Source organism: Kitasatospora sp. NPDC006697, assembly GCF_042869935.1.
Lineage (GTDB): Bacteria > Actinomycetota > Actinomycetes > Streptomycetales > Streptomycetaceae > Kitasatospora.
The window spans coordinates 181,646-195,234 of the sequence record NZ_JBIAGU010000011.1 but is presented as its reverse complement, the minus strand read 5'-3'; the positions used below and the strand labels follow the sequence as shown (position 1 = coordinate 195,234).

At 74.1% G+C, this 13,589-nt stretch carries 11 protein-coding genes and 1 pseudogene; 7 read left to right on the top strand and 5 right to left on the bottom strand.

The window, feature by feature from the left end; all coding sequences use genetic code 11:
* The first annotated feature begins 10 nt into the window (after positions 1-10).
* The gene (locus ACFYNO_RS17830; protein WP_388012395.1) at positions 11-1,210 is read left to right on the top strand and encodes an ROK family protein; all 1,200 of its coding nucleotides are present in this window, start codon (positions 11-13) and stop codon (positions 1,208-1,210) included.
* Here ACFYNO_RS17830 and ACFYNO_RS17825 read toward each other — a convergent pair.
* On the bottom strand, positions 1,207-1,941 hold the full coding sequence (locus tag ACFYNO_RS17825; protein WP_388012392.1) for a muconolactone Delta-isomerase family protein: 735 nt from the start codon (positions 1,939-1,941) through the stop codon (positions 1,207-1,209). The genes ACFYNO_RS17830 and ACFYNO_RS17825 overlap by 4 nt on opposite strands.
* Here ACFYNO_RS17825 and ACFYNO_RS17820 point away from each other — a divergent pair.
* A pseudogene (locus ACFYNO_RS17820) lies at positions 1,916-2,131 on the top strand (MerR family transcriptional regulator); the annotation flags it as partial. The gene ACFYNO_RS17825 and the pseudogene ACFYNO_RS17820 sit on opposite strands and share 26 nt — an antisense overlap.
* A 314-nt stretch (positions 2,132-2,445) precedes the next feature.
* On the opposite strand, the gene ACFYNO_RS17815 reads toward ACFYNO_RS17820, so the two are convergent.
* A complete protein-coding gene (locus tag ACFYNO_RS17815; RefSeq protein WP_388012389.1) occupies positions 2,446-5,211 on the bottom strand; it encodes a glycoside hydrolase N-terminal domain-containing protein in 2,766 nt (921 codons plus the stop codon).
* Positions 5,212-5,707: 496 nt separating this feature from the next.
* A complete protein-coding gene (locus ACFYNO_RS17810; RefSeq protein WP_388012386.1) occupies positions 5,708-6,091 on the bottom strand; it encodes a hypothetical protein in 384 nt (127 codons plus the stop codon).
* Between the two features lie 68 nt (positions 6,092-6,159).
* Here ACFYNO_RS17810 and ACFYNO_RS17805 point away from each other — a divergent pair, with 68 nt between their 5' ends.
* Complete coding sequence (locus tag ACFYNO_RS17805) at positions 6,160-6,348, top strand: hypothetical protein (RefSeq protein WP_388012383.1); 189 nt, start codon at positions 6,160-6,162, stop codon at positions 6,346-6,348.
* Between the two features lie 50 nt (positions 6,349-6,398).
* Here ACFYNO_RS17805 and ACFYNO_RS17800 read toward each other — a convergent pair whose 3' ends face one another.
* Positions 6,399-7,178: a sugar phosphate isomerase/epimerase family protein gene (locus ACFYNO_RS17800; protein WP_388012380.1), complete on the bottom strand. Its 780-nt coding sequence runs from the start codon at positions 7,176-7,178 to the stop codon at positions 6,399-6,401.
* Positions 7,179-7,180: 2 nt separating this feature from the next.
* Positions 7,181-9,115 (bottom strand): DUF2264 domain-containing protein, encoded by a 1,935-nt coding sequence (locus ACFYNO_RS17795; RefSeq protein ID WP_388012377.1) that lies wholly within the window; start codon positions 9,113-9,115, stop codon positions 7,181-7,183.
* A gap of 220 nt (positions 9,116-9,335) precedes the next feature.
* On the opposite strand from ACFYNO_RS17795, the gene ACFYNO_RS17790 reads away from it, so the two are divergent.
* Genes ACFYNO_RS17790 through ACFYNO_RS17775 form a run of 4 tightly spaced genes read left to right on the top strand, consistent with a single transcriptional unit; the run spans position 9,336 to position 13,538 of the window.
* Positions 9,336-10,487: a Gfo/Idh/MocA family protein gene (locus ACFYNO_RS17790; RefSeq protein WP_388012374.1), complete on the top strand. Its 1,152-nt coding sequence runs from the start codon at positions 9,336-9,338 to the stop codon at positions 10,485-10,487.
* Positions 10,487-11,635: a dihydrodipicolinate synthase family protein gene (locus ACFYNO_RS17785; protein WP_388012372.1), complete on the top strand. Its 1,149-nt coding sequence runs from the start codon at positions 10,487-10,489 to the stop codon at positions 11,633-11,635. The genes ACFYNO_RS17790 and ACFYNO_RS17785 overlap by 1 nt, the downstream gene beginning before the upstream one ends.
* Positions 11,635-12,474, top strand: coding sequence for a sugar phosphate isomerase/epimerase family protein (locus tag ACFYNO_RS17780; RefSeq protein WP_388012369.1), 840 nt, complete (start codon positions 11,635-11,637; stop codon positions 12,472-12,474). The genes ACFYNO_RS17785 and ACFYNO_RS17780 overlap by 1 nt, the downstream gene beginning before the upstream one ends.
* Complete coding sequence (locus tag ACFYNO_RS17775; protein WP_388012366.1) at positions 12,471-13,538, top strand: glycerate kinase; 1,068 nt, start codon at positions 12,471-12,473, stop codon at positions 13,536-13,538. Before ACFYNO_RS17780 ends, ACFYNO_RS17775 begins: the two co-directional genes overlap by 4 nt.
* The last annotated feature ends 51 nt before the right edge of the window (positions 13,539-13,589 follow it).

Genomic DNA, 13,589 nt, shown 5'->3' with positions numbered 1-13,589 from the left:
TCCACCCACGATGCGAGCCGGTCCTTCCCAGGAGGAGATCCGCCGGCACAACCTCAGCACCCTGCTGCGCCACGTCCACCTCGGCGGACCCGCCTCCCGCGCCGTCCTGGCCGACCGGATGGGCCTCAACCGCAGCACCATCCTGGGCCTGGTGAATGACCTCACCACGGCCGGCCTGGTCGCGGAGGAGACCCCGCGGGACACCGGCCGGGCGGGCCGGCCCTCGCTGGTGGTCCGACCGGCGGCCGACCACGTGTACGCGCTCGCCTTCGACGTGGGGGTGGACCACCTGACGGCGGCTCGGGTCGGACTCGGCGGCGCGTTCCTGGCCCGCCGCAGCACGGCCTGGCCCGGTGCCGGGGAGCGCGAGCCGGGCGGCGCGGCCGACCGGCTCGCCGCCTTCGCCCGGGAGCTGGCGGCCGGGGCCGCACCGGGCAGCCGCTGCGTGGGCGTCGGCGCGGCCGTGCGCGGCCTGGTCCGGCACCCCGACGGCCTGGTCCGGCGGGCGCCCAACATCGGCTGGACCGAGCAGGACTTCCGCGCCGAACTCGCCGACCGGCTCGGCCCGGACACCTCGGTCGCCGTCGACAACGAGGCCAACCTCGGCGCCCTCGCGGAGCACCTGCGCGGCGCCGGCGCCGGCTTCGACGACCTGGTCTACCTGCACGGCGACGCCGGCATCGGCGGCGGCATCATCGCCGGCGGCCGGCTGCTGCGCGGTGCGGACGGCTACGGCGGCGAGGTCGGCCACCTGATCGTCAACCCGCGCGGCGGCCGCCGGTGCGGCTGCGGCTCCAGCGGCTGCCTGGAGGCGGAGGCCGGCGAGCGCGCCCTGCTCGACGCCGCCGGCCGCGGGCCCGAGACCACCGGACCGGCGGCCGTGCGCGCCGTGGTCGACGCCGCCGACCGCGGCGACATCGCCGCCCGCGCGGCGCTGCACCAGGTCGGCGACTGGCTCGGCGTCGGCGTCAGCAACCTGGTCAACCTGCTCAACCCGCGGGTGGTGATCTTCGGCGGCATCCTGCGCGACGTCTACCTCAGCTCGGCGGCGCAGATCCGCAGCCGGATCAACACCAGCACCCACGCCGTGCTGCGCGAGAGCCTCCGACTGCGGGTCAGCGGGCTGGGCACCGACTCCGTACTGGTCGGCGCCGCCGAGCTGGGCTTCGCCGCGCTGCTCGCCGATCCCCTGGAGTCGCCCGCCGGCTAGGGGGCGCCTCCGCTTCTGCCCGGGTCGTCGGGGTGCGGGTGGACGGCGGTGACCGCCGCGGCCGTCCACGGCCACAGCGGCAGTGTGCTGAGCAGCTCCGCACGCAGCTCGGCCTCGTCGACGGCCCGCCAGAGGCCGATGCTGCGCAGTTCGCCCACCGGGCGCCACAGCCTCCCCAGGTGCCCGGCGCGGGCGAGTTCGGCGGCCCGGACGGCCTCGGCCGGGTCGGTCCCCGCGGGCACGGTGGTGGTGAGGACGAACTTGGCCGGGTCGGTGAAGCCGGGGGTGACGAGGATGCCGCCGAAGTGGTGGACCGAGTTGTACAGGGCGAGCAGGGTGGACTCCTGGCCGCCGTGGGCGGTGGCGCTGGAGACGAAGCCGCCGTAGACCTTGCCGGCCGGCCTGCCCTGGGCCCACAGGCCACCGAGGCCGTCGATGAACTGCTTGAGCTGCGCGGCGACGTTGCCGAAGCGGCTGGGGGAACCGAAGATCACCGCGTCGGCCCACTCGATGTCCTCGGCGCTCGCCTCGGGGACGTCCCAGGTGGCGGCGTGGTGGGCGGCCCAGGCCGGGCTGGACTCGATGGCGCCGGCCGGGGCGAGCTCGGCGGCCTTCAGCAGGCGGACCTGCGCGCCGGCCTTGGCGGCGGCATCGTGCAGTTCCTTGGCGATCTCCGCGATGGTGCCGGTGGACGAGCAGTAGACGATGGCGAGCTTCACAGGGGTGGACACAGGCGTGCTCCGTCTCCTGCGGCACCGCCGTAGCCAGGGAAGCGGAGCACGTATGCAGATCGGCGAACTCGCCGCCCGTACCGGAGTGCCGGAGCGGCTGCTGCGGTACTACGAGGAGCGCGGGCTGCTGGCCCCGGAGCGGACGCCCGCGGGCCGGCGCCGCTACCAGGAGGCGGACGTGGTGCGGGTGGACAGCATCCGCGCGCTGCTCGCCATGGGCCTGAACACCGCGACGATCGCCGTCATGCTGCCGTGCGTCGCGAACGACGCGGGCCAACTGCTGGCGCAGTGCCCGGAGATGGTCACCCGGCTGGCCCGGCAGCGCAGGCGGCTGGACGAGTCGATCGCGGGACTGGAGCAGTCACGCCGCCTGGCCGACGGGCTGCTCGCGCAGACCGGGGTTCGACGCCGTCGCGGCGCGGCTCGGAACCGCTCAGCAGCAGCGGTTCGAGCCTGGCCGCCTGACGATCCGTCAGGACATCAGTTCACCGGCAACATAAGCGGTCAGGCGAGGAGCAACTGCCACTGCTGGTTGGTAGCGCTGCTGATGGTCTCTTGTTCGAGCTTGGCGCTGCTGCTCGTGGAGGAGGCAACCACGCCGACGGCCTTGCCGCTGCGGACGCTGACCAGGTTGACGTAGCCGTCGCCGGCGTCCGCGAGGGTCCACTGCTGGTTGCTGCCGCCGGTCGGGGTCCACTGGTCGATGGCCGCACCGTCGGCGGTGCCGCCGCCGAAGACGTCCATCGCCAGGCCGGACGAGCCGTTGAGCAGGGTGTAGGCGCCGCTGCCGGTGGGCTGGAACCGCCACTTCTGGTTGTCTCCGCCGTTGCGAGCGTACTGGATCAGCGTGGTCCCGGCCACGCTGCTGGCTCCCGGGTCGTCGACCGCCTTGCCGCTGTTCCGGTTGACCAGGAAGAAGCTGTCGTAGGTGGCGGTGGCACCAGCGGCCAGCGTGACGCTCTTGCTCCAGGCGCCGGACTCGACGGTGAGGGTAGCGCTCGCGGTGCCGTTGTTGTGCAGGGTCAAGGAGGTGACCTGGCCCGCCTGCCAGCTGAAGTCGACGGTGAGACCGCCGCGCACGCCGACGCCGGCGACGCTCCCGGAGGCCGCCCACGCGGACGGCAGGGCGGGCAGCAACTGAAGCAGGCCGGGGCGGGTGTAGACGAGCATCTCGATCGCGGCCGCCGGGAGGCCCATGTTGGCGTCGATCTGGAAGGTGTCGCCGGAATAGATGTCCATGAAGTTGCCGGCGGTGCCGGTGGCGCCGTTGGTGGAGTAGTGCAGGCCGTTGGTAAAGCAGGTGTAGGCGTTGGCGGCGTTCTTCAGCCGTGCCCAGCAGGCGGCGCGCCAGGCCACGCCCCAGCCGAAGCTGGACATGCCGCGCGCGGTGAGTAGCTTGGTGATGCCGGCGAGCAGGGCCGGGTCCGACTGGTCGGCGGTGATCCGGTCACCCGGGTAGAGACCGACGAGCGGGGAGAGGTGGCGGTGGGTCAGGTCGGAGGTGTCGAGGTTGGCGGGGGTCATCCACTCCTCCAACCACCCGGTGGTGGCGGAGACCTGGGGCAGGTAGAGGCTCGACTGCAGACCGGCGATGGTGGCGGAGTAGGTCGGGTCGAGGTTGAGGATGCCGGCGGCCTGCTGGTAGTTCTGGAAGAGCTGCCAGACCAGCTCCTGGGCGTAGGTGATGCCCTTCTGCTGAGCCGGGCCGTGCTCCGGTGACCAGTCGACGTCGTCGACCAGCTTGCCCGTGGTGGGGTCGGTGACGAGGCGGGCCTCCCAGAACTGGCAGGCGCTCTTCAGCAGGGGGTAGATGCCGGTCAGGTAGGCCCGATTCTGGGTGTACTGGTAGTGGTTGTACAGCTCGTTGCACAGCCAGGCGCCGCCGGGCGGGCTCCAGTCCCAACCCAGGCCACCGAACGGGTTGGCGGAGATCGCCACCGTCCAGCCGGCGATCTTGCCGGAGGAGTTGCGGTAGTTGCCGTTGCCGGTGTCGTTGAAGTGCGCCTGGGTGACCGCGGCCCAGGAGGGCTGCTGGTTGATGCAGTAGTCGGAGAACGGCTTGTAGCAGGAGCCCAGGCCCATCCGGTCGGGGAGCCAGTAGACCATCTGGATGTTGATGTCGGTGTGGTAGTCGAAGTCCCAGGACTCGGAGTTGGAGTCCGCCCACGGGCCCTGGAGGTTGATCGGCAGGCTCGTGCGCGAGCCGGAGATCATCAGGTAGCGACCGAACTGCAGGTAGGTGGCGTGCAGTTCCGGGTCGGGGACGCCCGTGGAGGAGGCGGCACTCAGGCGCGCGTCGGTGGCCATCGCGAGCTGGGCGGCGGTGGAGCTGCCCAGGTTGACGGTCATCGCCTGCTGCAGCGGCTGGTAGTCGGCCAGGTGGTTGCTCAACAGGGTGGCCGCACCCAGGCCGACGGCCCGCGAGGCCTGGCTGGTCGCCACCGCCAGCGGGGTGACCGTGGTGTCCATGAAACCGGCAGCCGTGGGCGAGTAGTTGGTGCCGCCGCTGATCACCAGCAGCACGTCCGAGCAGCCCGTGAACGACACGGCCGACCCCGCGGCACTGACCGTCCCGGTGGCGGCGGCGGCCTGGACGAGCGCGGCGTACTTGAGGCCGTTGCCCAGCGAGGAGTTGAGGGAGGCGGTGCCGGCCGAGGCGGTGGCGGTGGTGGCCTCCGAGCGGGTGCCGTTCAGTGCGAGAGTGCCGGTGTAGGAGCCGCCGCCGGACTGGCTCAGGTGGATCACGATGACGTCGTCGGGGTGGCTGGCCCACACGTCACGCCGGTAGCTCACACCCCCGTAGGTGTAGCTGACCGAGGCGTAGCCGTTGCTCAGGTCCAGCTGGCGCTGGTAGTCGGAGGCCGCCGAGAGCGTGTGCAGCGGGATGCTCAGCACGGCCTTGGCCAGCATCTGCATCGTGCCGAACTTCGTCGTGTCGTACGGGAAGCCGTTGCTGCCGGGCGTGGTGTTCGCGGTGCCCGCCCAGCACGTGACGTCCGTGACGTCGTAGGTCTCGGAGCTCGGGTCGCCGGTGAACAGTGCGCCGATCCGGCCGTTGCCGACCGGCAGGGCCGTGGCCATCATCGCGGAGGTGGAGCCCGGCGAGGTGTACCACATGGTCGTCGGGTTCGACACCGGACCCGTGGCACTGGTCGTGGCGGCGGCCGCGGGCCGCGAAGTGAAGACCGGCAGGCTCGCCAGCGCCGCCAGCGCCCCGAAGGACGCCGCACCGCGCAGTACCGATCTGCGGTTGGGAAGGGACTCGGACATCGTCGTCTCCTAAGACATAGACCCGACCTTTGATTGGTTCTGTCGGATTGTGACGGCGATACCAACCACAAGACAAGGGATGGAACAGGGTTGATGGCTCATCACGCCATCCCCGCTTCCTCTAGACATCCGATCACGACACGAGACGGTCCGCCGCCGACCGTACAACGCGGTCGGCGGCGGGCCGTCGGTGCTCCCGGTCGCTTCCAGTCCACCGAGGGCATGGTGGTCTGGCCGATGGCGAAGGCGGTCACCACCGGGTAGTGGTCGCTCGGCGCATGGGTGTCCGACTGGCCGGTCCAGCCGACTGCGGGTCGAACCCCTCGACGGTCTGCAGCACCGCGCCACCGGACGGCTTCGCCCGGTCCGGGTCGGAGTCGCCGGCTGTGCGGCCGACCTGGCCGTCAAGTCTCGATGTTGAGGTCGCCACCGATCAGCACCGGGCCCTGGGTGCCGACCGTGCTGTTCACCCGGCCTCGGATCTCGGCCATCTGGGCTACCCGGGTGGCCCGGTTGGTGGCCCGCCGCCGGAGCGGACCTGGCCGACGTTCGGGGTGGCGTACGGGTACTTGCCGGCCAGGTCCCTGGGGATCTGGCCGGTGGAGGTCTGGTTGAACAGCTCGTCGAGGATCACCACGTCCGCGTCGTGCTTGCGCTTGACCGCCTCGACGGTCGGGGTGCGGCCGGCCGCGTTCTCGTTCTCCACCGAGTCGACCGCCGAGGTGGCGAGGTCGACGTTGTAGGTGAAGACGGACAGCGGGGTGGTCGGCGGCGGGGTGGACGCAGTCGCGGCCGTGGCACCGATCGCGGAGCCGACGATGAGCGAAGCCGCGAGCGCGGCGGCGAAGGGGCGGAAGCTGGACACCGGGGTGTGCTCCATGGCTGGATGCGGAGAGAGCGGGCCGGAAAGGGCTTTCCCCGGCTCACGCGGACTGCCAGGGTGCGGCTGTGCGCGACCGCACCCTGGCCTGCGAGGTCTCCGACGGCAGCGGCACCGCCCCGCACCTGCGCTGGGCCAGCAGCACGGACGAGAGCGGTCGCGGCACCTTCCTGGTCGGCCCGCTCTCGCATCGCTGGGGCACCCGGCACACCGCGGCCCGCAAGGTGATCTGGTCTGAGCACCTGTTGCCGGAGTAGCCGCAGCGCCACGACTCGCCGCGGGTGTCGCCGCCTTCCGCCGTTCCCGCTCAGCCCGCCAGCCCGGCGAGGTACTGCGCGCCCGCACCGAGCAGCGGCTCCAGCCGGGCCGCCGCCGGGTACCAGGGCGCCTCGTACTCCCAGGCCACCCAGCAGTCCGCCGGCAGCAGGCCGACGCAGTCGCCGATCGGCAGGCAGCCCGCGCCGAGCGGCAGCGGGGTGAGGTCCCAGCGGCCGGCCACGTCCTTGACCTGCGCGTAGCCGAGCCGCGGCCCCAGCGCGTCCCGGCTCGCCGACGGGGTCTCGCCGGCCAGCCGGGTGTGCAGCAGGTCCCAGAGCCCGCCGACGGCCGGGTGGTCGACCTGGTCGAGCACCCGGGCGACGTCCCGGCCGGCCCGGTGCGAGTCATGGGTCTCCAGCAGGATCCGCACGCCCAGCCCGGCGGCCCGGTCGGCGACGGCGGCCAGCCGGCGGACGGCGCGCAGGTCGGCCTCGGCGGCCGGGCCCTCGCCGCCCTGCGGGAAGACCCGCAGGTGCTCCGCGGCCAGGTCGGCGGCCAGCCGCAGGTCGGTGAGCAGCGCGGAGACCACGGGCTCGTCCGGGCCGGGCGCGGCGACACCGGTGTACCCGGCCAGCGTCAGCGGGGTGAGGCCGGCCGCCTCGACGGTGCGCCGGACCTGCCGGCGCTCGGCGGCGGTCAGCCCGCCGTGCACCGGCTCGCCGGCGGCGCTGCGCAGTTCGAGTCCCTGCCAGCCGTGCCCGGCGGCCAGCCGGACCACCTCCGCGAGCGGGCGGCCGGGCAGTCCCAGGGTGGAGAGGGCCAGGCGCATGCTCAGCCCTCCCGTCGCACGGTGACCGTGCCGGGGCCGATCAGCGCGTGGTGGACGCTGCCGTCGGCCCAGGCCACCGCCACGGCCGGGCCGTCGAGCCGGATCCGGAAAGCGGCCTGCGCCTCCGACTCCGCCGGGAGCCTTGCCCCGGAGAGCCTTGCCGCCGAGACGAAGAGTGACGGCCCGTCAGCGGTGCGGCCGGTCAGCGCGGGCAGCGCCGCCGCCCGGCCGAAGACGGTGCCGTCGGGCACCTGGTGGGTGCCGGCCTCGGTGTACCCGGAGACGGCGCGCAGGGTGGAGCGCAGCCCGGTCCCCTCCGCCGCCACCTCGGCCGACGGCCCGGCCTCGGCCCGGGTCCGGACGGCCCGGTCGGCGACGGCCCAGCCGGTGTGCCGCACCTCCGTCCCGGCCGCGGCGCCGGTGACCAGGTGGAGGTGGACCTCCTCGGCGCCCGCCGCCAGCACCAGCGAGGTGACGGTGACCCCCTCGGCGGGCCGGTGCGCCGAGGCGGCCCAGCCGGGCCCGGCGCCCAGCGGCTCGATCCGGCCGCGGTCGCTGACCCGGCCTCCGGCGACCAGGCCGAAGTGGTTGTCGGCGCCGCCGCGGAAGGCCGGCCCGGTGACGGTGGAGTAGCCGAGCCGGGCGTACAGCGGGTCGTCGGGCAGCACCTGGTCGGCCGGCTGGTCGTCGCTGCCGTGGTTGTGCAGCCGCACGATCCCGTCGGCGGCGGTGGACTGCACCAGCCAGCCGGGCCCGGGCAGCCCGAGCACCGCGTCGCCGCGCTCCACCGGCGCGGGCTCCTCGGTCGCGGTCCAGACCGGGTGGTCGGCCGGCAGCAGCAGTCCGAGGAAGCCCTTGCTCGCCCAGTACGGGGAGGCCGGCCCGGAGTACTCCTGCACCAGCGGCGGGTACGGGCCGAACCAGCCCAGCGGCAGCAGGCCCTCGGCGTCCAGCGCGCCGCGGTCCAGGAAGTGGCGCAGCGCCCCGGAGGCCAGCCGGCGGGTGGTGCCGGGCGCGAGCGGGGTGCGGCCGCTCAGCGCGCCGGCCCAGAGCGGCCCGGCGGCGGCGAACCGGTAGATCAGCGAGCGGCCCTGGTGCATGGGCGCGCCGTCGCCGCCGAAGGTGCGGGCGTAGCCCTCCAGGTACTCGGCCAGCCGGCCGCCGTAGCGGGCGAGTTGCTGCTGATCGCCGGTCAGGTGGGCGTGCAGCACCGGGTAGAGGTGGAAGGCCCAGCCGTTGTAGTGGTCGAAGGCGCGCGGGCGGCCGTCGGTGTACCAGCCGCCGCCCAGGTACCACTGCTCGATCTTCGCCAGACCGCGATCGACGGCCGCCCGGGCCGCGCCGTCCTGGTCCATCCCGGCCTCGGCCAGGCTGCCTGTCTCGGCCAAGAAGGCGCCGACGGTGAACGGGAAGAGCCACCAGTTGTTGTCGACCGGCGTGTGCCGCAGGGCGCCGGAGAGCCAGTCGGCGACCCGCTCGCGCACCTCGGCGGGCAGGCCGTCCCAGAGCCACCGGCGGGTCAGCCGCAGCGCCAGCGCGATCGAGGCGGCCTCCACCATCGCCTGGCTGCGCTCGCCGACGACGGGCCAGGAGACCGGGTCCCGGTCGGTCAGCTCGCGCTCGGCGGTAGGGGTGCGGGTGCCGGCGGCCAGGCCCTCGGCGTACCGGGGCAGCAGGCCGTCCGGGTCGGCGCCACCCGCGCCGGCCACCCGGAAGGCGGCGAGCAGGAAGGTCCGGGCGAAGCCCTCCAGACCGTCGGAGCGGGTGCCGGAGACGCTGGGCCGGGGGCCGGGCAGGCCGATCAGCGCGTGCTCCGGTCCGGCGTACGGCCGCACCGCGGCGAGCAGCCCGTCCGCCACCGCCTCCCAGTGCGCGCGGGTCCAGCCGGTGTACGGGCTGAGCGCGCGGTCCTCCGGGGGGAGCGGGATCGAGAGCATCGCTGGGTTTCCCTTGGTCGGGCGCGAGGGCGTGGCGGGAGGCACCGTTCGGGGCGGGGAGCTGCGGGAACGGCGAGGCGGACGGTCGGACCCATCGCGCCTGCGCCTCCACTGTTCCACACCGCGAGCAGCGATGACAGGCCTCGACTTCTGGCTGGGAAAGCGCTTACCATTCCCTCCGCCACCCCACCCCGCACCACCTCCGAGAGGAGCCCCACCCATGTCCCGCAAGGTGATCGGCATCGTGATGAACGGTGTCACCGGCCGGATGGGCTACCGCCAGCACCTGGTCCGCTCCATCCTGGCCATCCGCGAGCAGGGCGGCCTGCGCCTGGACGACGGCGAACTGCTCTGGCCCGAGCCGATCCTGGTCGGCCGCAGCGAGCGCAAGCTCAAGGAGCTGGCCGAGCGGCACAACCTGGCGCACTGGACCACCTCGCTGGACGAGGCGCTGGCGCACCCGCTCGCCGAGGTCTACTTCGACGCCCAGGTGACCCAGGCCCGCGAGGCGGCGATCCGCAAGGCCATCGCGGCCGGCAAGCACATCTACACCGAGAAGCCGACCGCCGAGTCGGTGGAGGCCGCCCTGGAGCTGGCCCGCCTCGCCCGCGCGGCCGGGGTCCGCAACGGCGCGGTGCAGGACAAGCTCTTCCTGCCCGGCCTGCTCAAGCTGAAGCGCCTGGTGGACGGCGGCTTCTTCGGCCGGATCCTGTCCGTGCGCGGCGAGTTCGGCTACTGGGTCTTCGAGGGCGACTGGCAGGACGCCCAGCGGCCGTCCTGGAACTACCGCGCCCAGGACGGCGGCGGCATGATCCTCGACATGTTCCCGCACTGGCGCTACGTGCTGGACAACCTCATCGCCCCGGTCCGCTCGGTCTACGCCCACACCGCCACCCACATCCCCGAGCGGGTCGACGAGCAGGGAACCGCTTACCAGGCCACCGCCGACGACGCCGCCTACGGCATCTTCGAGCTGGAGGGCGGCATCACCGCCCAGATCAACTCCTCCTGGGCGGTGCGGGTGGACCGCGACGAGCTGGTGGAGTTCCAGGTCGACGGCACCGAGGGCAGCGCCGTCGCCGGCCTGCGCAACTGCCGCTTCCAGCACCGGGCCGGCACCCCCAAGCCGGTCTGGAACCCCGACATCCCCGCCACCGAGCCGTTCCGCGCCCAGTGGCAGCAGGTGCCGGACAACGCCGAGTTCGACAACGGCTTCAAGATCCAGTGGGAGCTGTTCCTCAAGCACGTCGTCACCGGCTCGGAGTACCACTGGGACCTGCTGGAGGGCGCCAAGGGCGTGCAGCTCGCCGAACTCGGCCTGCGCTCCGCCGCCGAGGGCCGCCGGCTCGACGTCCCGGAACTGGAGATCTGATGGCCGAGTTGAAGCTTCCCGGTGCCGGCCGGTTCGTGCTGCGCGAGCCCGAGCCGCTGCCCGTCGGCGCCCGGCCCGCCGCCGCCCGCACCGTCTTCGCCGCCGCCCACGTGGTCGCCGACCCGCTGGGCGACAACACCCCGGGCGCGCCGGCCGCCGTGGACTGGCCGGCCACCCTGGCCTTCCGCCACCACCTCTGGGAGCTCGGCCTCGGCGTGGCCGACTCCATGGACACCGCCCAGCGCGGCATGGGCCTGGACTGGGCCGCCACCCAAGAGCTGATCGCCCGCTCCGGCGCCGAGGCCAAGGCCGTCGGCGGCCGCCTCGCCTGCGGTGCCGGCACCGACCAACTCCCCTCCCCCAGCGCCTCGCTGGCCGAGATCACGGCCGCCTACGAGGAGCAACTGGAGGTGGTCGAAGCGGCCGGCGCCCAGCCGATCCTGATGGCCAGCCGGGCGCTGGCCGCCACCGCGCACGGCCCGGACGACTACCTGCGGGTCTACGGCCGCCTGTTGGAGCAGTCCGCCCGCCCGGTGGTCCTGCACTGGCTGGGCGACATGTTCGACCCCGCGCTGGCCGGCTACTGGGGCTCCGCCGACCTGGACCAGGCCACCGCCACCGTGCTGGAGCTGATCGGCGGCCACGCCGAGCGGATCGACGGCATCAAGGTCTCGCTGCTCGACGCCGACCGCGAGATCGCGCTGCGCCGCGCCCTGCCCGAGAGCGTCCGCCTCTACACCGGCGACGATTTCAACTACCCGGAGCTGATCCGCGGCGACGAACTCGGCCACAGCCACGCCCTGCTGGGCGTCTTCGATCCGATCGCGGCCACCGCCGCAGCCGCCCTCCAGGCGCTGGACGCCGGCGACCTCGACCGCTACGACGCGCTCTTCGCGCCGACGCTGCCGCTGGCCCGCCACCTGTTCGCGGCGCCGACCTACCACTACAAGACGGGCATCGTCTTCCTCGCCTGGCTCGGCGGGCACCAGGACCACTTCACCATGGTCAACGCCGCCCAGGCCAACCGCTCGGTGCCGCACCTGGTCGAGCTCTTCAAGCTCGCCGACGCGGCCGGCGTGCTGCCCGACCCGGACCTGGCCGCCCACCGCATGCGCGCCTTCCTCTCGGTGGCGGGGGTGGCAGGCTGATGCGGCTCGCCCTGAACCAGTACACCACCAAGAACTGGAGCCTGCCCGAGGCCGTCCGGGGCTGCGTGGACGCGGGCCTGCCCGCGATCGGCCTCTGGCGCGACAAGGTCGCCGAGACCGGGCTGGCCGAGAGCGCCAAGCTGGTCCGCGACAGCGGACTGGCCGTCAGCTCGCTCTGCCGGGGCGGGTTCCTCACCGCACCCGACGGGGCGGCCCGCGCCGCCGCGCTGGCCGACAACCTGCGGGCCCTGGAGGAGGCGGCCGAACTCGGCACCGACACCCTGGTGATGGTGGTCGGCGGCCTGCCCGAGACCGGACCGGGGCAGCGCAGCCGCGACCTGCCCGGCGCCCGCCGCCGGGTCGCCGAGCTGATCGCCGAACTCGCGCCGCACGCGGCCGACTTCGGCGTGCGGATGGCGATCGAGCCGCTGCACCCGATGTTCTGCGCGGACCGCGCCGTGGTCTCCACCCTGGGCCAGGCACTGGACCTGGCCGAGCAGTTCCCGGCGGAGCAGGTCGGCGTCGTGGTGGACAGCTACCACGTCTGGTGGGACCCGGAGTTGGACCGGCAGATCGCCCGGGCCGGCGCGGGCGGCCGGATCGCCTCCTACCAGACCTGCGACTGGATCCTGCCGCTGCCGGCCGACACCCTGCTCGGGCGGGGGCACGTCGGCGACGGGTGCATCGACTTCCGCGCCCTGACCGACCAGGTCACCGCGGCCGGCTACACCGGCTGGATCGAGGTGGAGATCTTCAACCAGGAGATCTGGGACACCCCAGGCGAGCAGACCCTGCGCACCATGATCGAGCGGCATCTGACCCACGTGGCCGCCCCGTGAGAGTGGTCATCGCCCCGGACTCCTTCAAGGGCACCGTCACCGCCTCCGAGGCCGCCCGCGCCCTCGCGGCCGGCTGGCGCACCGTCAGGGCGCGGGACGAGCTGACGCTGCGTCCGATGGCCGACGGCGGCGAGGGCACCCTCGAGGCCGTGGCCGCCGCCCACCCGGGGGCCGAGCTGCGGACGGTGGAAGGGTGTACCGGCCCCGACGCGCGGCCGGTGCGCGGGCAGTACGCGCTGCTGCCCGGCGGCACTGCGGTGGTCGAACTCGCCACCGCCAGCGGCCTGCCGCTGATGGCGCGGCCGGCCCCGCTGACCGCCACCACCCGGGGCACCGGCGAGACCATCGCCGCCGCCCTGGACGCCGGCGCCACCGGACTGATCGTCGCCCTCGGCGGTTCGGCCTCCACCGACGGCGGCGCCGGCCTGCTCACCGCCCTCGGCCTGCGCCTCCTGGACGGCGACGGGCTGCCGCTTCCGGGGGGCGGCGGTGCGCTGGGCCGAGCGCACCGCGTCGACCGCACCGCCCTGCGCCCGGCTCCGCCCGGCGGTGTGCGCCTCCTCACGGACGTCACCAACCCGCTGCTCGGCCCCGACGGCGCGGCTGCCGTCTACGGACCGCAGAAGGGTGCCGGACCGCTGGAGATCGCCGAGTTGGAGCGGGGCCTGGCCCGGCTCGCCGAGTTGTTCGGCGGCGACCCCGAGCACCCCGGCGCCGGCGCGGCGGGCGGCACCGCCTACGGCCTGTCGGCCCTCTGGGGCGCCCGCTCACTGCCGGGCGCGAGCACGGTCGCGGACCTGCTCCGCCTCGACGCGGCCCTGGCGGACGCCGACCTGGTGATCACCGGCGAGGGCCGCTTCGACGCCACCAGCCTGCGCGGCAAGGCGGTCGGCGAGGTCCTGGCCCGGGCCGAGCGGGCCGGCGCCACCGCCCGGGTGGTAGCCGGCGAGTCCGCGGAACCGGGCCCGCTGACCCTCACCGAGCTGGCCGGCTCACCGCGAGCCGCCCGCGCCGACGCGGTCCGCTGGCTCACCGAGGCGGGCGCGGTGCTCGCCCGGACCTGAGCCCGCCGACCTCTTTCACTCGGCCACCGACCTCACCGACGCCCTACCGAC